We start from the raw sequence: 22,752 nt of genomic DNA on the forward strand, positions 1-22,752 counted from the left end.
GATGCCCGACTTTTAGTAGGCTTTGATTCAGTTCTAAAAACCATTTTCAATTGATATTTAAGCTGCAAATGACGAAGTCGCTAGTCTCCTTGAGATCAAACATGACTGCTTTAAGATGCCCTATTGATGAAAATTTAATACTGCATAAATTAAAAGACAACTTATGTCGCAGCCCTCTAGAGCTCGTCACACTTTTTTGGCATGATGAAGCCAATGACTTACTGAATAACGATAAATGATGCAAATGCGTTGGTTGGAACTGCTCTCAACAGTTCGTATTGGAAGTAAAAAACAAAATACCGAATTGGCACGTAGTCCATTTCACAAAGATTATGACCGAATTATTTTTTCTCAAAGCTTTCGCCAACTGAACCGAAAAACCCAAGTCCATCCTCTGACTCAACACGATGGCATTCATACTCGTTTAACGCATTCGCTCGAAGTCTCCTGCATTGGACGCTCTCTTGGCATGCTCGCAGCGGAAAAGATCAAGGACGAACTACCAATGTGGATTTCTCCTGCCGATGTTGGAGCCATTATTCAAGCGGCTTGTTTAGCACATGATATTGGGAACCCACCGTTTGGTCATGCGGGTGAATATGCCATTCGTGAATGGTTTGACGATGCATCACATGGAAACTTTTTAGAGAAACTTTCCCCAGAAGAACAAGCCGATGTGCGTCAATTTGAAGGTAATGCCCAAGGTCTACGCTTACTGACTAAAATTGACTACCATCCTAATGATGGTGGCATGCGTCTGACCTATGCGACACTTGGGGCTTACTTAAAATATCCGTGGCTGTCTAAAACCATCGAATCACAAGGTAATACTCCTGCCAGTAAACGTGCCAAATTTGGTTGCTATCAGGCAGAAAAAGAAATCCTGCAACAAATTGCAGAGCAACTCGGACTGATTCAACTAGGTGAATACCATTATTGTCGTCATCCGCTGACTTATTTGCTTGAAGCAGCAGATGATATTTGCTACGCCCTGATTGATCTTGAAGATGGCATTATTTTAAATATGTTGTCTTATGAAGAAGTCGAACCGATTTTTTTAAGCTTGCTTGGTGAATATAGCGCACCAACTGAACTGTCAATGCCAGATACCACATGGCAGCAAAAAATTGCGGCCCTGCGTGGACGAGTAATGAAACGTCTGGTTGAAGAAGTCACATCGGCTTTTGCTAAGCACCATTTTGAAATTTTAAGCGGACAACTGGCTGGCAGCTTACTGCAATACTGTGCTGCTGATATTGAGTTAGGCATTAACCGCGCGAAGGATCTAGCACGCGATAAAATATTTGAACACCCACTAAAAGCGGGTTTGGAAATTATTGCCCATCAAAGCTTACAAAACATTTTAGATGCCTTTATTCCGCTCACTACACCACATAAAACATTGAGCTTTAAAGAACAACGCTTAATGGCGATTTTATGTCGTTCTGGTGCGCACTTTGGCAGTAACCATTATGAAAATATCATGCAAGTCTTAGATATTATTTCTAAGTTTTCAGACCACCAAGCGTATAACTTGTCTCAAGAGTTACAAGGCAATAAGGCAGGATTGATTTAAATAAGTCATCAACATCCAGTTTAATGATAAAGCCATCAATCCGAACTCAATTTTCCGTGAGTCTTTTGCCTTTCTGCGCAATGCTCACTACTATGCAACCATTGATAAAAAAGTGAATCACACAACATGATCGGATGTCTTATTGGTGAAGTCTTCGCACTAGAAGCACCCACCGTACTTTTAAATGTAAATGGTGTTGGTTATGAAATTGATACACCACTGACAACCTTCTGCCAACTACAAAAAGGCCAAAAAATTACCTTATGGACGCACCTTGCAGTACGTGAGGATGCTCAACTGCTTTATGGCTTCCTGCACCAGCAAGAAAAAATCATTTTCCGCACGCTGTTAAAGGTCAACGGTGTCGGCCCTAAAATGGCTTTAGGTATTCTTTCCACACTCAGTGTCGATATGCTCATTCATACGGTTGAACATGAAGATATCAATACCCTGGTTAAAGTACCGGGCGTGGGTAAAAAAACCGCTGAACGTTTGATGATTGAGCTACGTGATCGTTTTAAAGCGATGTCTTCAGGCACAGCGCCAAGCAACTCAACCGTTGAACAAATCCAGTTCACAGGCAACTCTGCCGTTGCAGAAGCCGAAGCTGCATTGCAGTCTTTAGGTTACAAACCTCTAGAAGCACAGAAATTGGTCAATGCTGCAAAAGGTGATTTTACTGAAGCAAGTGACATCATCCGTGCTGCTCTCAAATCCATGAATAAATAATTCAAATAGACACACCAATACACCTAAATTGGATACACGAAGGCGACATGGATGTCGCGCCATGTTGGATTGGGATATAAGGACATATCCTCAATCCAACACAAGATTTTTGTTACTTTTGATCTTTCAAAAGTAAGGCAATGCCTACACAATGGTACCTAAACACAAATCATAATTTGAGGCTGTGCCTCGAAAGTTCAGCCAGAGATTGATTTAACTATATGCAAGACCGTCTCATCGGTGGTTCCGAAAAACCCGAAGATCATATCGACCGCGCTATCCGCCCGACCTCACTCGATGACTACATCGGTCAGCCCGTGGTTCGTGAACAAATGGAAATCTTTATTGGCGCAGCCCGTGGTCGTGGTGAAGCACTCGATCACACCTTAATTTTTGGTCCTCCGGGACTAGGTAAAACCACACTTGCCAATATTATTGCGCGTGAAATGGGTGGAAACTTAAAGTCGACTTCAGGCCCTGTACTAGAACGTGCTGGAGACTTGGCAGCCATGCTGACCAACCTTGAAGAAGGTGATGTGCTGTTCATCGATGAAATCCACCGCCTTTCACCAGTGATTGAAGAAATTCTTTATCCTGCCATGGAAGACTACCAACTCGACATTATGATTGGTGAAGGTCCTGCGGCGCGTTCAATTAAGCTCGACTTACCTCCTTTTACTTTAGTTGCCGCAACCACACGTGCTGGACTCCTCACCTCTCCTTTACGTGACCGTTTTGGTATTGTGCAACGCCTTGAGTTCTATTCAGTCACTGACTTGACGCATATTGTGACTCGTTCAGCCAATTTGATGGATGTGCCTATTACGCGTGAAGGTTCAGCAGAAATTGCACGTCGTTCGCGCGGCACACCACGTATTGCCAACCGTTTATTGCGTCGAGTCCGTGACTATGCGCAAGTCAAAGGTACTGGTGAAGTGACACAAGATATGGCTCAGCGTGCACTCGATATGCTGAATGTCGATAAAGATGGTTTAGACACTTTAGACCGCCGTTATTTGAGTATGTTACTTGAACGTTTTGATGGCGGCCCTGGTGGTGTAGAAGCTTTGGCAGCAGCGATGGCTGAAGACTCAGGTACATTAGAGGACGTGATTGAACCGTATTTAATTCAACAAGGTTATGTCATGCGGACAGCCCGTGGTCGTATTGCCACCAATATGGCGTATTTGCAGTTTGGTATGACACCGCCGGAACCGAAAGACAAATAAATAATTTTAGAGGGAGAGTTACTCTCCCTTATTTTCTGCGGACTAAACACAAATGCCACAGCCAAAATAAGCAGCAGCTTAAAACAACCATTCATTCCCTTATCCTTATATTTTTATAGCCATACAGCGCTTAACTCCCGCAACAGCCATGAATCACAATATTTGACATCTTGTGCCATTGGAGTGAAATCTCATAATGCTAAACTGCGACGCATTAGTGCTTTGACGTGCATCAATTTTAAGACCCTGTCCTTAAATATAAAAGCGCCAAGTCAATCTAAATCGACTCGTACAACTGGAAAAACGGAATACTCTCATGGCGAATAAATTTGAATTCAACATTCGTGTCTATATTGAAGATACTGATGCAGGTGGCATTGTTTACCACGCCAATCATATTCGCTTTATGGAGCGTACCCGTACTGAGTGGTTACGTGCTTCTGGTGTAGATCATTACTGGCATCAAAAAGACTATAACTTCGTTGTACACAAAATTAATGTGAAATATTCACGTCCAATTTTAATGGATGATTTAATTACTGTTACAGCAAGTGTTGTTTCGTGTAAGGCTACGTCATTTGTGTTGCAACAAAATATTTATCGTGGTGAAATCATGCTTGCATCTGGTGAGGTCGAATTGGCATGTATCAGTTCAGAAATGAAACCACGTCGACTTCCCGATGAAATCCGCGAACTGATTCTAAAAGAATTAGGACAAGACTAAAAAAATTATTGGCACATGTAGTAACTATGGCAACTCAACTCGAATCATCTCTTCAAGTTTCAGATCTAATATTACAAGCAAGCCCAGTCGTACAACTGGTAATGCTGGCTTTACTTTTGGCCTCGCTGTTTAGCTGGTATCTGATTGCCAAGTTACACATGAGTTATAAAAAAGCACAGGCAGACGATGACCATTTCCAAAAAATCTTTTGGTCAGGCGCTGAATTAAACACGCTGTATAACAATGCGCAACTTAACTCCAAACGTGTCGGCCTTGAGGATATTTTTTATCAAGGTTTAGGCGAGTTTTTAAAACTCAAAAAACGCAATGCTGCTCCAGCACAAACCATTGAAGGCACAGAACGTATTTTACGCGTCGGTCTAAGTCGTGACCAAAGCCAACTTGAACAAGGCTTAGGTGCTTTGGCCAGCATTGGTTCTGTTGCCCCATATGTTGGTTTATTTGGTACCGTTTGGGGCATCATGAATGCATTCATCGGTTTAGCAGACGTAGATCAAGTCACCCTTGCAACGGTTGCACCTGGTATTGCTGAAGCCCTTATTGCTACAGCGATTGGTTTATTTGCAGCGATTCCTGCAGTACTGGCATTTAACCATTACACCGGAAAAGGCGAAACGGTTTACTCCGATCGTGCTTTATTTGCAGAAGAAATGGTTGCGTTATTACAACGTCAGTCTTTGGGTGAAACTAAGGAACATGACTAATGGCAATTCAACGTTCAGGGCGCTTCGAGCGCATTAAAAAACCACTAAAAAGTGAGATGAACGTCGTCCCATATATTGACGTGATGCTCGTATTATTAGTGATTTTTATGGTCACCGCACCCATGATTACGAGCGGCATCAATGTCGATCTTCCTCAAGCCAATGGCAACCCCATTGAATCAAAAGATGCACCTGCAATGGTCAGCTTAGATAAAGAGGGTCGCTATTTCCTTAAATATAAAACGCATAGTTCAGCTGAACCTTTGGCTTTATCTGAATTGACGTCTATTTTAAGTGAAGCACAGCAACAAGCTCAGGCTGAAAATAAAACTTTAACCGTTGTTGTGGAAGGTGAACAGTCACGCTCTTATGGCGAAGTCATGTCGCTCATGAACAGCCTACAAGAAGCGGGTCTCAGCCAAGTTGGATTACTCACAGAGCCATTAAAGTAATTTATGAAAGATTTTAAAAAGCCACCTTTTAAACAAAAAGCCATCGCGCTTGGATTTGCCTTTGGTGTCCATGTGATTGCTGTTGTTGGCTTACTTTATCTTGGTATGAGTAAACCACCAGAGCCACCGAAGCAAATTAGAACTGTGCTCATCAAACCTGAGGACTTAAAGCCTGTTACGCTTGAAGAAACAGAGTTTACTGAAACAGCGCATGAAAATGTAGCAAAAGAGGTCACACAAACTGCTCCGCCCGCTGTAGAGCCTGCACCTGTGATCCCAACTGCACCACCTATAACACCCGTTGTGCCAAAGGTCGATACTCAAAAAGCAGCAGCGGATGCCAAAGCTGCTGAAGCGGCAACGCGTAAAGCAGAAATGCAAAAGCAGTTAGAGGCACGAGCGAAGGCTGAAGCTGAAAAACTACAAGCTCAGCAAGAACGTGCTGCTGCCCGTGCAGCGGAGCAAGCTAAAAATGCAGAGAAAGCCAAAACAGATGCAGCGGCAAAAGCCGAAGCAGATGCCAAACGCCGAGCAAACTTAGAAGCATTGAAAAAAGCAGAGGCAGTACAAAAAGCGAAGCTAGAGGCACAAAAGAAAGCGGATCTCGCTAAAAAGCAGAAGCAAGACGCTGATACAAAGGCCAAAGCAGATGCAGATAAAGCCAAGGCTGCCGCTGATGCAAAAGCCAAAGCAGACGCCGATAAAGCCAAGGCAAATGCCGATGCTAAAGCTAGAGCAGATGCTGCGAAGATCAAAGCTGACGCTGATGCGAAACGTAAAGCTAAGGCAAATGCTGACGCAAAAGCCAAAGCTGATGCCGAAAGAGCCAAAGTCGCCGCTGATGCCAAACGTAAAGCCGATGCCGAAGCCAAAGAGCGTGCGGCTGAAGAAGCACGTGCTTCATCTGCAAAACAAGCTGCCGAAGAAGCCGCACAAAAGAAAGCTGAAGCAAAGCAAATTGCTTCAACGGCTAAGCGCGACTTTGAAAATAAAATTAAGCGTGCTTGGGATACCCCAGTAGGTTCAACGGGTAAAACCGCGACTGCACGTGTCACGCTTTCGGATAGTGGCGCTGTACGTTCTGTGATCGTGAGCTCCAGTGACCCGGACATGAAAGCCAGCGTCGAAGCAGCTGTTCGTTCTGCTGCACCCTATCCAATGCCTTCAGATCCAGAAGCGCGCCGGCAAGCACAAAGCTTTACCTCATCCTTTACTGCAAAATAATCCAAATCCCTCTGAACAGTCAGGGGGATTTTTAGCCTAAATCTCAGTACTTTTATATACTCAAATAACTTATTTTAAATACGTTTAATCTGTATCCATGTTCAATAGTAATCGATGTGAAGTCTTTAATTTCAGTCGATATTTCACTCCATATAAGCAAACCGCCACTCTCCCTTATCACACATATCTACCTATGTGTTTTTGCATTTACGCTTAAACGACTTAATTCTTACTCATTTTTCACAGTGTTATAACAGATCAGTCATAATTTCATGCTTTTAATATTAGAAAATCATGCCATTATGTAGAACAATTAAACCCACAATAAAAGCCGTTTGTTTGAGTAAATAACGAATGATGGAAATGACGCGTAAACACCTTCTTAGCCTAGCCATTTTAACTGCTTTCAGCCCAGTCTTAGTGACTCAAGCGCATGCTCAGCTTCATTTAGAAATTGCAAAAGCACCTGAAGAAGCGCCTAAAATTGCAATCGTACCTTTTAGCAATGACAGCAGTCTCTATCCTATTATTGAAACGGATTTAAACCGCTCAGGGAAATTTACCAGCGCTTCAAAAAATTTGCCTGCAACCGCCAGCATGAATAATCCGAACGCAGCCAACTGGCAGGCTGCAGGTGTTCCATATGTCGTTACAGGAACAGTAAAAACCACTGAAAATGGTAGCTACGAGGTTCATTACCAACTGTACGATGTCCAAAAACAACAATATCTTTTAAATGAATTATTAACTGTTCCAGCATCACGCGTTCGTTCTGCTGCACACATGATTAGTGATGCCATTTATCAAGCATTAACTGGTATTCCAGGAGACTTTAGCGGTCGTATTGCTTATGTGCTACGTAATCCAGCTACACCGGAACAACGCTATACACTACAAATCGCGGATACTGATGGTGAGCAACCACGTACAATTTTAACGTCACGCGACCCCATTCTATCGCCTGCTTGGACTCCAGATGCCAAGAAAATCGCTTATGTGTCGTTTGAAACCAAACGCCCTGCAATTTATGTCCAAGACCTTTCCACAGGTGCGCGTGAAAAGCTTGCTAGCTTCCGGGGTCTAAATGGCGCACCAAGCTTCTCTCCAGACGGGAAAAGTATGCTGTTCACCGCTTCTATGCATGGCAACCCAGAAATTTACCAAATGAACTTGGAAACCCGTCAGCTGCAACGTATGACCAACGACAGTGCCATTGATACTGAAGCGCGTTATGCACCAGATGGTAAGTCATTTATCTTTACTTCTGACCGTGGTGGTTCTGCACAAATTTACCGTTATGACTTGGCAAATAGTAGTTATAACCGCCTGACCTTCCGTGGCGCATTCAATGCACGTGGTACGCTCAGTGCCGATGGCAAAAAGCTGGCACTGGTTCACCGTCCAAGTGGTAGTAACTATAAAGTCGCTATTCAAGATTTAAACTCAAGTGTCACCAATATTTTAACGCCAACCAGTTTGGATGAATCACCAAGTTTCTCGCCAAATGGGCAGATGGTGGTCTATGCAACGCGTGAAGGTTCACGTGGTTTGTTGTCGATCATGTCACTGGATGGCCGTTTCCGTATGAATTTACCAAGTGAACAAGGTGAAGTCCGTGAACCCGCTTGGGCACCCAAATAACTTTTTTAATGACTAGTCATTTAATAATCATCAATTTTCATGGAGATGAAGAATGAAATCGATCAAACTTTTAGCCCTTCCAATCTTAGCGACTGCTCTTGTAGTTACAGGATGTGCGAGCCGCAAACCCGCTGCGACAATTGAAGCGGGTCAAAACCCAAATGGTTCAACCACAGTCAATACTCAAGGTCTAAGTGAAGATGCTGCTTTAAATGCACAAAATCTTGCAGGTGCATCGGCAAAAGGCGTAACTGAAGCCAACAAAGCATTTTTAGCAAAACGCGTTGTGCATTTTGACTATGACAGTAGCGACCTCAGCAATGATGATTACCAAACGCTACAAGCTCATGCGCAGTTCTTAATGGCAAATGCAAATTCGCGTGTGGCGTTAACAGGTCATACCGATGAGCGCGGTACACGTGAATACAATATGGCATTGGGTGAACGTCGTGCCAAAGCGGTTGAAAGTTTCTTAATCACCACAGGTGTGAGTCCGAACCAGCTTGAAGCAGTTAGTTACGGTAAAGAAATGCCAATCAATGCAGGCCATGACGAAAATGCATGGAAAGAAAACCGTCGCGTAGAAATTAACTACGAAGCAGTGCCACCACTTTTAAAATAATGCTGGTATTACAACTGAAATAAAAAAGCGCTCCTTTCGATGAGCGCTTTTTTATGACTTAAACTTGTTCAGGCTTGGGATTTTCATCAGATTCTTCAGCATGTTGCATAGATTCAATCATGTCATGTTTATTGAACTTTTTATACTCAGCCTTTGCTTCGTAATCTTGCCACGCTTTTTTCACGCTATCGTCTGAAATATCATCTAAGTTAATCCCTTCGCTCGGCGTTGGAGTCGCATCAAATTTTTGCGTTGTCATTGTTGTGCTCCTATTTTTACCTGATATTCCTTCCATCAACATAGCACTTTCCACAAGACTTGCAAGGGTAAAATCGCAGCAAATAGTCGAGTTTAATTGTTCTTTTGTCTCGTTCTCGACTAAAATATAGCGCAATGTTGATTTTGTTACGTATTCAAGTTTTAGTGGAGTCCTCCCCCTTATGTCATATCTCAATCTGTCCCAATTTTTAGAACAACAAACGGGAAATCTTACGCCTGAATTGGCACAAGTGATTAGCACCATTGCTGCTACTTGCCAAACCATCGATCAAGCTTTACAAAAAGGTGCTTTAGCTGGTGTCTTAGGTAGCGCGCAGCATGAAAACGTGCAAGGTGAAGAACAGAAAAAACTGGATGTGATTTCAAATGATTATTTGATTGATGCTCTAAAAGTCCACCCACAAGTTGGTGGCTTAGCGTCTGAAGAATTGGATGAATTCACGCCAGCTCAAGAAAATGGCAAATATTTAGTTTTATTTGACCCACTTGATGGTTCAAGCAACATCGACATCAATATGTGTGTGGGTACTATTTTCTCAATCTTGCCTGCAAAAAATGCAGTGACACAAGCTCAAGACTTTATGCAAGCAGGCAACCAGCAAGTTGCTGCGGGTTATGTACTTTATGGCCCATCAACCATGTTGGCACTAACAGTCGGCGCAGGTACGGTGTTCTTTACCTTTGACCCAGAAACTCAACAATTCTTGCTCACCTCTGAAAATATTCAAGTGACAGCAGATACCAAAGAATATGCCATTAACGCATCAAACCAACGCCACTGGGAAAACCCAGTAAAACGTTATATTCAAGAACTTCTCGCAGGTAAAACAGGTCCACGTGAGAAAGACTTCAATATGCGTTGGGTGGCTTGTATGGTGGGCGACATTCACCGTATTCTTTGCCGTAGCGGGATTTTCATGTATCCATACGACCTCAAAGATCCGAAAAAAGCAGGTCGCCTGCGTTTAATGTATGAAGCAAACCCTATGAGTATGCTAATTGAACAAGCTGGCGGTGCATCAACAACGGGGCGCGTTCGTATTTTAGACATCGAACCAACTGACCTACACCAACGTGTCCCTGTGATTATTGGCTCTAAAAACGAAGTCGATTTAGTGACCGGCTACCACAACTAATTTTTTTAAATGCGCATAGCCATCTGAAGCGTTATGCGCATGAGTCTCTCCCATGTCAATCGTTTTTCTTGAATCAAAAGACAACCCAAAGATTAAACATCTGCGCGGTTTAATAGAGCAAAGTAGCTACCGTAAAAAGCAAGGTCAAACTGTGCTTGAAGGGACACACTTAGGCTTAGCTTGGGTTGAAAAAAAGAAGAAACTCAATTCTATTTTCACCACTGAAAATGCACTCGAACACCCTGATATTTGCGATATTCTAGATGAATATGAGGGTGCTGTTTTTGTCATTGCTGAAAGCCTATATCGTGACCTAAGCACACTAGGAACCACTTTGCCCTTCTTGGCAGTTGTAGACTTACCAAGTTCAAGCCTAAGTGTAGACTTTAGCTTGGATACCTTGATTTTGGAAAACATTCAAGATCCAGGCAATGTAGGTACACTACTCCGCTCTGCTGCTGCGGCGGGTATTAAGCAAGTTATTTGTACCAAAGGTTCTGCTGCACTCTGGTCACCACGTGTATTACGCGCAGGCATGGGTGCACACTTCTCACTCAACACCTATGAAAATGTTGCCATCGAAGATGTACTCGAACGCTTTGAAATTCCAGTGTATGTGACCAGCTCACATCAGGCTGAAAGTTTATATCAAAAAGATTTAACACAAGCTTGTGTCTGGATCTTAGGCAATGAAGGCCAAGGAGTTTCTGACTTTGCTTTAGCACATGCTCAAGCACTGAGCATCCCTCAGCCCGGTGGCCAGGAATCTCTCAATGTCGCCATTGCCGGTTCAATCTGCTTTTTTGAAATGGTACGACAACGACTTTAAAATCGTTAAGTTATATTAACTAAAGTCGGCTCAGCAGAAAAAATAGATTACACTAGAAAAAATAATTACTTGTGTTGTCAACCAAACCATTATTTCCAACGTTATAAGCACATGATCGAGGAAATAATGGTGGGTATCCGATGACAGGATTTTCCATCTCTATGGATTTAGCACCCAAACAGTCTAAAACGCAGGATTCTAGTACTCTTAAGAGTACCGCCGAGTCTCGCCTAAAAAACTTCATGCAAGAAGTGACTGGTCGTGCGTTAGTAATGATGGAAAGTGCTACCCAAAACCAGCAGGGTATCGCCATGGATTTGGTGCAAGAAGCCTTTATTTCATTACACAAATCTTATTCCGATCGATCTACGGAAGAATGGTATCCCCTGTTCTATACCATTCTAACCAACAAATTACAGGATTGGCGTCGTAAAGAAGCACGTCGAGCACAACCGTTTTCTTTCTTTAAAAAAGTTAGTCTTGATGATGACGATTTTGAAGTCAATGAGGTGGTCGATGAAAGAGCGCTGAATCCTTCAGACTTTTTAAGTCAAGCTGTCACTGCGGATGAAATTCAAGAAGCCATTGCTGGTCTTCCTGTTCGTCAACAGCAAGCATTTATGTTACGTGCATGGGAAGGTTTTGATACCGCAACCACTGCGCAAATCATGAATTGCTCTGAAGGCAGCGTTAAAACTCATTACCACCGTGCGATTCAAGGCTTACGCAATGCTCTCGCACATTTGAATCCACATCTAGGAGGATCATCCGAATGAAAGATGATTTCTTAAAGCAAGTAACCTCCAAACTTGATGGGCTCGCGCAACACCACAAAAACAAACCCGTGGTGATGCAACATGTTCTTGATGACATTCAAGATCAAAAGTCCTCACGTTATGGCCTTTGGAAAATGTCTGGTTTTGCTTTAGCTGCGGCTATTGCTGGCTTTGTCGTACTTCCAAACTCTGTAACCCTTGATGAAAAGCCACATAACCAAGTGGTTTCGACTCCTAAACTTTCACCTCAAATGGTTGAAGATTTAGAAATGTTATTGGTTTTAGGTGAGGACACTGTTCCACATGGCAGCTAAACGTGTCGCTTTCGCACTTTGCACGCTAGGTTTTTTACAAACCAGTTTTGCAGGTTTTGATCGTTTTTGGATTTTTTCCAAAGATGCAGATACCCAAGTGTCTGAAACATGGGAGTCGTTGTCTGAAGAAGAACAGCGTGCGTTGATTCAACGTTACCAGTCGCTGAAAGAACTGCCTGATGCGCAAAGTGCAGCCCTCCAACAACGTATGGACTGGTTTACTCAGCTACCTGAGCACGAAAAGCAAAAAATGCGTGAAACTTGGCAACAGATGAGCACCCAAGAACGACGTGATTTACGTGTACGTATGCAAAAAGCAGATGCAGATGAACGTGTGAATATTCGAAATGAATATATCAATAAATACATCCATAGCAACACTGCTACACATTAAGATGCCTAGTTGAATATAAATACTTTAGAAACATCCATAAAAAAATGCCTCATGTGAGGCATTTTTTTATGACTATATTTATATTTTCCGTCGTTGTCTAAACCACGCTAATGACAATAATCCAAGCACCCCAAGACCACCCATTGAGCCGCCGCCACCGCCACTCGCTTCCGTATTGGTATTTTTAGCGGTGTTCGTAAAATACATCATCGCAGATTTAGACTCTTCAGCCTCTGCATCATAGATCACATATTCAATTTCATAAGGGAATGGACTGAAATTATTGCGGACTTCAACTTCAATATTTCCGCCATAACATACATATTTTTCATATTCCCCCGGACAAGAACCTGTACGATCTGGCTTAATATTAATGCCCGCATCCTGACGTACGATACGAATAGCAAGATCCTTTCCATTCGCATCACGGTGAAATGCTGGACGCTGATGTTCTGCCGCGACTGTACTAATCGGCCCATCACCATCATCACTATCATTTGCCAGTGGATTTACATTGAGCTTTAAAGTGCCACCATAATTCAGGGTGTATTCATCCGTTTTGGCAATCGGTTGTATATTGCTAAACTCCGCTTTTAAAATCCCCGAAGAGGTTGCCTGCGTAGCCTTACTCTTCACACTATATTGGCAATAGACATATTCTGTGCTGGTTGTAGGCTTACCATCGGTGCGATAAATCATGATTTGTTTTAAATCATCCTTCCACTCACAGCGTAAAGTTGGATCCGCTCTGAGTTTTGAGGTATCCAGCACACCATCTTTGGCGCTGAGCACACCTACACCTAAGACCTGAGTTTCCGTAATGGTATAATTCTCAGTGTTCATTTCTTTTAAAGCCGACGTTCCATCAGCAGTGTTGACCACGGCCTCATCTTGCAAGACAAACTGGAAGGGATCGACATAAATTGCCCGATATTTTTGATGTAGTTTAGTTGCCGCTAAAAGCTCTTTATAACGCTTTAACTCTTCATTAAACTCGATCAAAAAGTCTGGATTGGTGTTTTTATTGGCGATTAATTCTTCTAATTCCTTAATAGTATTTTCATACACTTGCAAACGCTCTGCCTGCGAGGTATTTTTCAAATCAGCAATATCCGCTGCCGCTAAACGACGTAATTCAACCGACCCAATATCGCAACTGTTGGCTTCCGCAGGTGCTAACATCAATGTTCCATCGACGATACGGTCTAGACCACGCTGGTCACTATCATTACAGCTCAATTTACTGTTGGTATCGAGTAAATCAACTCCACCACTATTCACTTTCGGGAAATACATTGGGCGGAATAAATTATATTTCGATGGCGAAGTTAAGGAACTGAGTAGACTCCCTATAGCCACATTTTTCACATCAATATTAGTATCTGTCGTACCATCGAGTATTCGTGCACTTGCTGCCAGTTCACACTGACTGTTCACCGTATCAAACGCATTGTAACCTGCTGTCACACCTGCATCATATTTGTCGGATAGTGTCTGAGAACCGACATAGCGGCATGATGTGTTTCCATTATATGCAAGTACATTGTAATACAACGACTTCGTACCGAAATCGTCATAATCCAAAACGCTCGCTGCACTGTTTTCTACAATAGTGTTATTTGACAATAAGAAATTACTTTCAAGACTCAGATTATGATCTCGAGTATTGACGGCATAAATAATGCTTCCATTTGTCGAATTTACTGTATTTTTTGCGATCGTATTATTCGCCATAGCAACTTTTGGGTTACCACAAAAATCGAATGTATTTAGATTCGATATCTGACCATTCGAAATAATACTATTCGCTCCAAACTCTATATTGGTTTTTACATCCAACAGCCCTGCATAGCATTGCATTGCAAGAACACTACCCACAGTCGCTTGGTTGCCTTGTAATACACTATTATTTACAGTCACCTGATGCTCACCAGGACCAACAAGATAGAGTGCTCCACCTTTTTTATCTGACTTTGAGTTTAGAATTTGTGCATTATTTAAGGTTAATGCTCCACCGACCAATAAAGCACCGCCTTCATCTACCGAATAACCATTTTCTAAAATGACATTCTCTAGCGTCAAACTGGTCTTGGTAATGGTATTAAATAAACGTGACTTTCCCCCCCCCATCAATCCGTGAAGTCAATTCACCTAGGGCAGGATACTTAAAAGTGATGGGATTTTTCTCACGATCTAAATAAGGGCTTTTCCCAAAAACCACCACTTTAGACTCGGGAACAATTTCCTTACTCAGTTTATACGTCCCAGCTTCTAACTGAATATAATCGGTTTGACCTGAACCCGTATTCCCAGCACTACAGCCCCCATAAGCCTTGTTTAAGCTGGCTGTTTTGATTGCCTCACGGAGTGAACATTGATTCATGTTCACATTATCTTCATCATCAAATGTGTTGACAAGAATTGTTCTATCTTCTGCAGCCATTAATGTCATAGCAGCTACAACCATGACACCCAATAGTCCTTTTTTAAAGTGTTTCATGTTCGCCCTTTTCTTTTTATTTTCGACGCATCAAAATTAAAGCAAATAACCCCAGTAAGCTCAGAATACCTGTGCTTCCCCCAGAGGTTTTAATTTTGTCACTTTCCATATGATTTTGCGGTTCCTGTACAATTTGTACATTCACTTCAATGAACGGAACATGCTCATCAAAGCGTGTTGTGGTTGTGACCAACTGTAACCTGAAAATATCAGCACCATGCCATGCTCCATTTGGCGTGTAAGTAATATTTCCTAGCTCATTAATCACCACTTTACCTTTCGATACCGTTTGCGTCTGCTGCACCCGCATACAACCGGGTTGCCATTCTTCACCATTTGGCGCTTTAGCCGATTTGAACAAGCTTGCACATTCGGTTTTGGACAGTAGATCACTATCTCCAAGCAGATCTGCAACAGAAAGTTTAGCTACTTGCCCCGCAATCAGGTCTTCACCAATTAGGCTAATGGTCGTTGGGACCTCAATTTCGATTGCTCCACGGTCACAAAAGGTATTATTCGTATTTCGATTCACACCACGTTGATCTGAATTTTCACAGCCAATTAAAGAATCCGTTGTGTTTACAACCACTTTACCCTTGTTCACAATTGGGGAATCTAACCAATGCGTCTGACTCATTAAAATGCGTGGACGGATATAGCCTAAAAATTTTTGGTTGGGAACAATATAAGGACACAATAAACTGTCAGCATCTGCAGACATGGTTTTACACTCACCCACCACATCACTGCCTGCAATCAAAGCGCCAGACCAAAACTCATTCGGATAATAGCTCGCACCACTGCCACAGTCACTTTGTGTGACTAAGTTGTTCTGAAGAACTGCTTTACTTAAATCTCCAGCACAGTTTTGTGTGATGGTATTTTCAGCATTCCCTAAAACGATACTGTTGGCCAGATAAGCTAAGTTTGTAGATGGATTGAAATAAATCCCTTTACTGTTTCCCACCACCGTTAAGTTATTCAAAGCCATGCCATCTCGTACATTGACGACATAACCTGTATTTTTCACAAAGGTACTACTGACCAGACGTGATGCTAAACTGGATAAGGTTGTATCTTCTTTAACAGCTGCATTATTGACAGAGTAAATATTGGCACTGCTTGCATCTGTTGTTTTATTTTCTTTGAAAACTGAATTATAAATCCGAAAAGAAGGCGCCTCCCCATACAAAATAGCACCTTGTACCGCTTGGTTTTGTTCAACCAGAGTAGCGCGAATTTCGACTAGACTACGACTGGTACCATCTTCAAGCAAGGTTGCGACATTGTAAATCGCCCCCCCTTGCCCTGCAAAACCACCTGTTAATTTGACGTACTCAAGACCTAAATATTCATTGTTATAAATTAAACCACCTTGATTCACACCGCAGTCTTTCGCACAGCCCTGTAGAGTAACCTCTTTTACTAACACACGAATTAAAGCATTCTCAGCATTATCAACCCTTAATAAGTTGTCAGAACCATTCATTTTTAAGATGGCATTACTTAAACCCTGAACAGTTTCTTCCTCCACAGAACTGTCATAACTTGTTCTGAGTGTTAAATCTTTTTTGATTGCAAGATGGGTATTTAGCAAATAGGTTTTATTTTTCTCAAGCATGACGGTGGAAATCGCATCTTTTCCCCCACAGCCATAATAACCTGCTTCAGGCATGCCTTGATTAATATAGTCGATAGCTTCGCGAAGTGAACATTCCGTGTCATTTTTGACAATATCGTCAGTGATGGTCACCTTAATATTGTCCGAATAGGCATGACTCGCCACCAATAGCGTAGCTACACCTATGCTCTTCTTGAGCATAACGATCTCCTTGCTTTTATTTTATCTTTTCTTTTTATTCTTAGATTGCAAAATCCCTGCAATATCTAACAATTTTTCGTACTCTGTCACAGCTCGGACAATTTCTCAAGTAATATTATGATTTACCGATATTCGTCAATTAGCGCATAAATTTGTCTGAGGTTTGCATTACTCAGTTTGGTTTTCTCACCTTTTAACAGTTGAATCAGTTGTTCTAAACTTTGCAATAACACCGAGGTTTGATGTGGCCCATGCGCGAGCAAATAATCAATAATCTGTTGATCGATATGAATCCCACGACGCGATAAAACCGACATCACCAATGTAGAACGATCGGCATACAAACTTCCGTTTGGTACTTTCACACTTACAGCCTGCGTCAGGCGAGATTGTAAATCGGGTAGTTCAAGTTTTAATTCAATCGGTGCAACACGAGAAGAGAACACCAACTGGCCACCTTCTTCATTGTTGTAGTTGATCAGGTGAAAAACCGCTTTCTGCCAATGCGGCACACCGCTTATGGCTTCGATGTCATCTAAAGCGACAAGGTCAAAACGCTCTAAAGAGGTGATTGCTTCTGTTGGCGCATCCAGCAACTCAAGTAGAGAAACTTGAATCGCTGTTTTCCCCACATCCAAATAAGAATCACAAATTGCTGAAAGTAAATGGCTTTTTCCAGAACCCGCACCACCATACACATAAAAACGATTCATTAAACCTGCATGTAATTGACGAATCGCATCGATAACAGGCCCCCATCCCGGCCCAGAAAAATCACTGATTCGAGCATCGAGTTGGGGTTCAATATCTAGTTGCAATTGACGCATGCTGGTTTGAGTATCCTAAAGTTCTTTATGGTCTATCTGATCAATCTTACTTGAATTTTCAGATGCTTGCTGAGCTTTTACCGCTTGATTTTTTAGTTCAATATCGACATCGACCTGATCAGTTTCAATCGTAATTGAGCCCGCGGATGAATCTTGCACAACAAAAGTAGGTGTGCTGTACATTGGGCTATTTTCATAAAACTCACGTGCATGTCTTAATAACACCACAATCACAGCAGCCACAGGCAACGCAATCAACATCCCTAAAATACCGCCCAATTGCGCACCAGCCAGCACTGCAAATACCACAGCAACTGGAGACAAGCCAATTTTATCGCCCAACAAGAAAGGTTGTAGGATATAGCCTTCCACTGCCTGACCAATCATAAAGACTACACCAACCAAGAGTAATTGCATCCAATCAATACCAAACTGGAATAAACTTGCAATCACTGCGGCAATAATCCCGACAGCAAAACCTAAGTAAGGAATGATACTGCACAGCCCAGCCACCATCCCAATAATCAAACCTACTTCAAGTCCAATTAGCTGTAAGCCCATTGCATAGACCACGCCCAAGAGTACCATGACCAAGAACTGACCTTTGACAAAAGCACCAAGTACACTATGGCATTCTTTAACAATGACTAAGGTCTGTTCTTCATATCGCCGCGGAATAAGACGACGAAAACTGTCCAGCATGCGATCCCAATCCAATAAGAAATAGAATGCAATAATTGGGATCAGCACAACAGTACCACCAATCTGAATGAAGTTCAGTCCAGACTGAGCCAATTTGGCAATCATAGCCTGAATACTGTCTGCACTATAGTTGGTCTGTACATATTCCATAATCGCAGCTGAAATCTGATCAACATCTAATTCCATTGGGACCAAATTAAAACTGTCAGATAACCAAGGCAGGAATTTATAATTCGCCCAATGTATACCTGAAGGAATGCTGTTCTTCGCATACATCAGCTGTTCCCACACCAGTGGAACCAAATACCAAAATGCCAATGTAATGACAACGCCAATACCGATAAAAACAGCACTAATAGATAACCAACGTGGTAAGCCAATTTTATGCAGTTTATCAACCAGTGGACTAAACAGATAAGCGACTAAAAATGCACCAATAAAAGGTAAAACAACAGGCTTGAGTAGATACAACACCCAGAGTATGAGCGCGATTCCTGCCAAAATAAAAATACGTTTAAGTGTACGATCTTGCATGCAATCTCGCCTTTGTCAGATTTAATCGTTATTGAGAAAAATATTTTAGTAAAGATAACATTTTAGCGCAGAAATAACATATGTGTTTCGTATATTCAGGTATAATCGCCCCGCGAATGCGGAGACTTCATTATGAGCAACTCAACTTCTACCCCAAACACTGGTTTAAGCTACAAAGATGCAGGTGTCGACATTGAAGCGGGCGACGCGTTAGTCGATCGTATCAAATCTGTCGCGAAGCGTACTACTCGTCCTGAAGTAATGGGCGGATTAGGTGGCTTCGGTGCACTTTGTAAAATCCCTAAAGGTTATGAAGAACCTGTTCTCGTATCTGGCACAGACGGTGTTGGTACAAAATTACGTTTAGCATTGAATTTGAACCGTCATGACACGATTGGTCAAGACTTGGTTGCAATGTGTGTAAACGATCTTCTTGTATGTGGCGCTGAGCCATTATTCTTCCTTGACTACTATGCAACTGGCCATCTTAATGTAGATGTAGCTGCAAACGTAGTTACGGGTATTGGTACAGGCTGTGAACTTGCTGGTTGTGCATTGGTTGGTGGTGAAACTGCCGAAATGCCTGGCATGTATGAAGGCGAAGATTACGACTTGGCAGGTTTCTGTGTAGGCGTAGTTGAGCAAAGCAAAATTATTGATGGCTCTAAAGTCAAGGCGGGTGACGTTTTAATTGGTGTTGCATCAAGTGGTGCTCACTCAAACGGTTACTCTCTACTTCGTAAAATTTTAGACGTGAAAAACGTTGACTTGACTCAAATCGTTGATGATCGTCCACTTGCCGATGTTGCAATGGAACCAACACGTATTTACGTGAAGCCTATTCTTCAACTTTTAAAAGAAGTTGATGTACACGCAATGGCACACATTACTGGTGGTGGGTTACCAGGTAACTTACCACGCGTATTGCCGAATGGTGCTCAAGCTGTTGTGAATGAAGCATCTTGGGAATGGCCAGAATTGTTTAAACTTCTTCAACGTGAAGGTGGTGTTGAACAGTTCGAAATGTATCGCACATTCAACTGTGGCGTAGGCATGGTCTTAGTTGTCGATGCTGCTGATGCGGATAAAACAGTTGAACGACTCAATAGCCTTGGTGAAAAAGCTTTCACTATGGGGCATATCGCAGACAATGCTGAGTCAGTTGAAGGCGCAGACGAAAAAATCCGTGTGATATTCGCTTAATTCGTATGATTAAAATTGCTGTTCTGGTTTCAGGAAGTGGATCAAACCTTCAAGCCTTGATTGATGCCAATCTGTCAGGGCAAATTGTGGGTGTGATTTCCAACAAACCTGAAGCCTATGCGCTACAGCGTGCTGAAAATGCAGGTATTGCGACAGCGGTCATTGAACACAAACAGTATCCTCATCGTGAAGCTTTTGATGATGTCATGCATCAACAGTTACTCGATTGGGATGTGGACTTGGTGGTTCTTGCTGGCTTTATGCGTATTTTAAGTGAGAAATTTGTCAGTGCTTGGGAAGGGAAAATGATCAACATTCACCCTTCTCTTCTACCGCATTACAAAGGTATGCATACCCATCAGCGCGTACTAAATACTGGCGATCAACTGCATGGCTGTACCGTGCACTATGTGACGGCTGAACTCGATGCAGGTCAAGCTTTGGCACAAGGTGTACTGAAAGTTGGTTCACATGATGGTGTGAATAGTTTGGCCCAACGTGTCCATACGCTTGAGCATATCATCTACCCGCAAGTGGTAGAGTGGATTTGTACACAAACGATTCAGCATACAGACCAAGGTGTTCTCTACCGCAATACACTGATGCACGAGCCGATTCAGTTTTGCAAATTTTAAAATAAAAAAACGCCTCCAAGGAGGCGTTTTTTTATGGTTGCTAAAAAGTACTATTAAACATTTTCTTGAATCAGCATCTTAATCAAAGCAACCGTTTCTTCTGGTCCCTCTAAAGGAAACATATGGCTTCCCTCAACGATTTGATAAGGAATGCCAAATTTCTTTTTCACTATTTGTGGAAACCCTGGACCAACAAAAGGACCTTTTTTAGCAATCAGCAAATGCATCGGCACTTGTGGTTTACCCTGAGGTAGCCACCATAAAGAAGGATTGGTCCTGAAGATATGAACTTCATCCATTTTTGCAATCGTAAGTTCAACACCGCCACGGACGCGATCTTCCGTTAAAGCATAGTCAATATAAGCTTGAAAACAGTCTGGATCAAAGTCTTTATAAAAGCCTTTCGGACGTAAAAGTTCAGCCGCTTGTTCACGGCTTTCCCAATGGTCACGACGCCTTAAAGATAGCGCTGCTGGAGACATAGTATCGACCATTTTTAACTTCAACATTTTCGCAAAGTGTAATGCAAACGAGGCTTTGCCCATGATCAAAGGCGGGTCCATCATGATGACTTGTTGAAATAGCTCAGGACGCTGTAATGCCGCCTGAAACGTCAGCACTGATCCTAATGAATGTCCCAAACCAATCACTTTACGACCCTGTGCCTGACGAACAATACTGTCAATCACTTGCTGAGTTAAGCTTTTCCAATGGTTATCAATCGGGTAGTTTTTATCTGGCCCTAATAAAGGGACATAGATCACATCATACTGATCTAACAATAAATCAAATAATTTCTGATAGACCTTAGAAGGCACGCCATTGGCGTGCGCAAAATGAATTAAAGGCTTCATTGGAGTTTCGTGGTCTGTTCAGATTGCATTTGATTTGAAATTGAAGATGCAAAACCAGCTCCCATAGATGCACCTAAACGGCCTAATACAGCATCTAGTGGGCTATGTACCACCGTATAATCCATCGCTTTATCGGTATTTAGTTCACGTTTTAAAGTATGTAAATTACCAATACGATCAGCAATACCCAGTTTGACCGCCTGATCCCCTGTCCAGAAAAGACCTGAGAAGAGTGCAGGATCGTTCGACTTTAACTTCTTACCACGACCTTGTTTCACAGCATTAATAAAATGCTCGTGTACATTATCAAGTACACCTTGAACATGTGCACGCTGCGCTGGGTTAACGGGTTGTGTCATTGACAATAAAGCTTTGTTTTGACCAGAGGTCATAGTGCGGTCTTCAACACCCAGTTTTTGCATGAGGCCATTCACGCCATAGTTCGGCATAATCACACCGATTGAACCCACTAAACTCGAAGGATTCACCAAGATTTCGTCCGCAGCAGATGCGATATAGTAAGCACCTGATGCACCTGTATCACCAATCACCGCATACAATTTTTTATCGCTATGCGCTTTTTTCAAATATTGAATTTCTTGCCAGATTTCATCCGACTGAACCGGAGAACCGCCCGGTGAGTTAATATTAAGCACTACCGCTTGGCTTTGTTTATTTTCAAAAGCTTTCTTTAATGATTTAATCGTGTCATCACTGTTTACGCTTTGCTCATCAGCGGCAATGGTACCCACAATATCAACTACAGCTATATGTTTAGATGCAGTTGTATCCGTACCACTGGTCGAACAGCTCTTGGTCATGGCAAATAGAATAAACAAAAGGTAGGCAAAAGTTAGACATTTGAAAAAGATGCCCCAACGACGTGCACGACGTTGTTCCTCAACGGAAGCTAAAACTGCTTTCTCTAAAATTTTCCATTCGTTTCCTGTCGGTTGTTCATGTACAGGCTGTTGTTTCGGCGTTTCATTTTCTGGTTTTGGTGGCCAATCGGACATATAACAATC

General features: G+C 42.3%; 24 protein-coding genes. 16 read left to right on the top strand and 8 right to left on the bottom strand.

Annotated features, from left to right (window positions below):
* Positions 1-235 precede the first annotated feature (235 nt).
* The 9 genes from AC4MDD_RS10845 (at position 236) to pal (ending at position 8,922) form a co-directional block, all read left to right on the top strand.
* Positions 236-1,576, top strand: a complete 1,341-nt coding sequence (locus AC4MDD_RS10845; RefSeq protein WP_491881608.1) for a deoxyguanosinetriphosphate triphosphohydrolase — start codon at positions 236-238, stop codon at positions 1,574-1,576.
* Between the two features lie 126 nt (positions 1,577-1,702).
* Positions 1,703-2,305 carry a Holliday junction branch migration protein RuvA gene (gene ruvA, locus AC4MDD_RS10850; RefSeq protein ID WP_004693861.1) on the top strand — a complete coding sequence of 201 codons (603 nt, stop codon included), beginning with the start codon at positions 1,703-1,705 and terminating at the stop codon, positions 2,303-2,305.
* 221 nt (positions 2,306-2,526) lie between these two features.
* Positions 2,527-3,534: a Holliday junction branch migration DNA helicase RuvB gene (gene ruvB / locus AC4MDD_RS10855; protein WP_114837111.1), complete on the top strand. Its 1,008-nt coding sequence runs from the start codon at positions 2,527-2,529 to the stop codon at positions 3,532-3,534.
* Positions 3,535-3,850: 316 nt separating this feature from the next.
* Positions 3,851-4,258, top strand: coding sequence for a tol-pal system-associated acyl-CoA thioesterase (gene ybgC, locus AC4MDD_RS10860; protein ID WP_004693869.1), 408 nt, complete (start codon positions 3,851-3,853; stop codon positions 4,256-4,258).
* A 26-nt stretch (positions 4,259-4,284) separates the two neighbouring features.
* Positions 4,285-4,983 (top strand): protein TolQ, encoded by a 699-nt coding sequence (gene tolQ, locus AC4MDD_RS10865; RefSeq protein ID WP_004693871.1) that lies wholly within the window; start codon positions 4,285-4,287, stop codon positions 4,981-4,983.
* Positions 4,983-5,435, top strand: a complete 453-nt coding sequence (gene tolR / locus AC4MDD_RS10870) for a protein TolR (RefSeq protein ID WP_004693872.1) — start codon at positions 4,983-4,985, stop codon at positions 5,433-5,435. The genes tolQ and tolR overlap by 1 nt, the downstream gene beginning before the upstream one ends.
* Before the next feature lie 3 nt (positions 5,436-5,438).
* Positions 5,439-6,659 carry a cell envelope integrity protein TolA gene (gene tolA, locus AC4MDD_RS10875; RefSeq protein ID WP_491881609.1) on the top strand — a complete coding sequence of 407 codons (1,221 nt, stop codon included), beginning with the start codon at positions 5,439-5,441 and terminating at the stop codon, positions 6,657-6,659.
* A 357-nt stretch (positions 6,660-7,016) separates the two neighbouring features.
* Entirely contained in the window at positions 7,017-8,300 is a 1,284-nt protein-coding gene (tolB, locus tag AC4MDD_RS10880; RefSeq protein WP_005399723.1) for a Tol-Pal system beta propeller repeat protein TolB, read from the top strand.
* A gap of 52 nt (positions 8,301-8,352) precedes the next feature.
* Positions 8,353-8,922, top strand: coding sequence for a peptidoglycan-associated lipoprotein Pal (gene pal, locus AC4MDD_RS10885; protein WP_004693879.1), 570 nt, complete (start codon positions 8,353-8,355; stop codon positions 8,920-8,922).
* A gap of 58 nt (positions 8,923-8,980) precedes the next feature.
* On the opposite strand, the gene AC4MDD_RS10890 is transcribed toward pal, so the two are convergent.
* Positions 8,981-9,181 (bottom strand): NF038105 family protein, encoded by a 201-nt coding sequence (locus AC4MDD_RS10890; RefSeq protein WP_004980614.1) that lies wholly within the window; start codon positions 9,179-9,181, stop codon positions 8,981-8,983.
* 181 nt (positions 9,182-9,362) lie between these two features.
* Here AC4MDD_RS10890 and AC4MDD_RS10895 point away from each other — a divergent pair, with 181 nt between their 5' ends.
* The 5 genes from AC4MDD_RS10895 (at position 9,363) to AC4MDD_RS10915 (ending at position 12,650) form a co-directional block, all read left to right on the top strand.
* Positions 9,363-10,337 (top strand): class 1 fructose-bisphosphatase, encoded by a 975-nt coding sequence (locus AC4MDD_RS10895; RefSeq protein WP_491881610.1) that lies wholly within the window; start codon positions 9,363-9,365, stop codon positions 10,335-10,337.
* A gap of 52 nt (positions 10,338-10,389) precedes the next feature.
* Positions 10,390-11,166 (top strand): TrmH family RNA methyltransferase, encoded by a 777-nt coding sequence (locus tag AC4MDD_RS10900; protein ID WP_062034684.1) that lies wholly within the window; start codon positions 10,390-10,392, stop codon positions 11,164-11,166.
* A gap of 161 nt (positions 11,167-11,327) precedes the next feature.
* On the top strand, positions 11,328-11,942 hold the full coding sequence (locus tag AC4MDD_RS10905; protein ID WP_004693886.1) for an RNA polymerase sigma factor: 615 nt from the start codon (positions 11,328-11,330) through the stop codon (positions 11,940-11,942).
* Positions 11,939-12,256 (top strand): hypothetical protein, encoded by a 318-nt coding sequence (locus tag AC4MDD_RS10910; RefSeq protein WP_004693889.1) that lies wholly within the window; start codon positions 11,939-11,941, stop codon positions 12,254-12,256. Before AC4MDD_RS10905 ends, AC4MDD_RS10910 begins: the two co-directional genes overlap by 4 nt.
* Positions 12,246-12,650: a DUF3106 domain-containing protein gene (locus tag AC4MDD_RS10915; RefSeq protein ID WP_491881611.1), complete on the top strand. Its 405-nt coding sequence runs from the start codon at positions 12,246-12,248 to the stop codon at positions 12,648-12,650. The genes AC4MDD_RS10910 and AC4MDD_RS10915 overlap by 11 nt, the downstream gene beginning before the upstream one ends.
* Positions 12,651-12,728: 78 nt before the next feature.
* Here AC4MDD_RS10915 and AC4MDD_RS10920 read toward each other — a convergent pair whose 3' ends face one another.
* The 5 genes from AC4MDD_RS10920 to cxpE form a co-directional block, all read right to left on the bottom strand.
* The gene (locus tag AC4MDD_RS10920) at positions 12,729-14,780 is read right to left on the bottom strand and encodes a CSLREA domain-containing protein (RefSeq protein WP_491881612.1); all 2,052 of its coding nucleotides are present in this window, start codon (positions 14,778-14,780) and stop codon (positions 12,729-12,731) included.
* Positions 14,752-15,150, bottom strand: coding sequence for a CSLREA domain-containing protein (locus tag AC4MDD_RS10925; RefSeq protein WP_491881613.1), 399 nt, complete (start codon positions 15,148-15,150; stop codon positions 14,752-14,754). Before AC4MDD_RS10925 ends, AC4MDD_RS10920 begins: the two co-directional genes overlap by 29 nt.
* 16 nt (positions 15,151-15,166) lie before the next feature.
* Positions 15,167-16,972: a rhombotarget A gene (rbtA, locus tag AC4MDD_RS10930; protein WP_491881614.1), complete on the bottom strand. Its 1,806-nt coding sequence runs from the start codon at positions 16,970-16,972 to the stop codon at positions 15,167-15,169.
* A gap of 122 nt (positions 16,973-17,094) precedes the next feature.
* Positions 17,095-17,799, bottom strand: coding sequence for a DnaA regulatory inactivator Hda (gene hda, locus AC4MDD_RS10935; RefSeq protein ID WP_004980630.1), 705 nt, complete (start codon positions 17,797-17,799; stop codon positions 17,095-17,097).
* Between the two features lie 15 nt (positions 17,800-17,814).
* Positions 17,815-19,035 carry a chloramphenicol efflux transporter CxpE gene (cxpE, locus tag AC4MDD_RS10940; protein ID WP_087010788.1) on the bottom strand — a complete coding sequence of 407 codons (1,221 nt, stop codon included), beginning with the start codon at positions 19,033-19,035 and terminating at the stop codon, positions 17,815-17,817.
* Positions 19,036-19,167: 132 nt separating this feature from the next.
* Here cxpE and purM point away from each other — a divergent pair, with 132 nt between their 5' ends.
* Together purM and purN are read left to right on the top strand one after the other, a co-directional pair.
* Complete coding sequence (gene purM, locus AC4MDD_RS10945; protein ID WP_491881615.1) at positions 19,168-20,238, top strand: phosphoribosylformylglycinamidine cyclo-ligase; 1,071 nt, start codon at positions 19,168-19,170, stop codon at positions 20,236-20,238.
* A 5-nt stretch (positions 20,239-20,243) separates the two neighbouring features.
* Positions 20,244-20,873, top strand: coding sequence for a phosphoribosylglycinamide formyltransferase (gene purN / locus AC4MDD_RS10950; RefSeq protein WP_078388910.1), 630 nt, complete (start codon positions 20,244-20,246; stop codon positions 20,871-20,873).
* A 53-nt stretch (positions 20,874-20,926) separates the two neighbouring features.
* Here the strand turns inward: purN and AC4MDD_RS10955 are convergent, their stop codons facing one another.
* Entirely contained in the window at positions 20,927-21,727 is an 801-nt protein-coding gene (locus tag AC4MDD_RS10955) for an alpha/beta fold hydrolase (RefSeq protein ID WP_491881616.1), read from the bottom strand.
* On the bottom strand, positions 21,724-22,743 hold the full coding sequence (gene sppA, locus AC4MDD_RS10960; RefSeq protein ID WP_491881617.1) for a signal peptide peptidase SppA: 1,020 nt from the start codon (positions 22,741-22,743) through the stop codon (positions 21,724-21,726). Before sppA ends, AC4MDD_RS10955 begins: the two co-directional genes overlap by 4 nt.
* Positions 22,744-22,752 lie beyond the last annotated feature (9 nt).

It is taken from the genome of Acinetobacter sp. CAU_H_29a_1, from assembly GCF_058599505.1.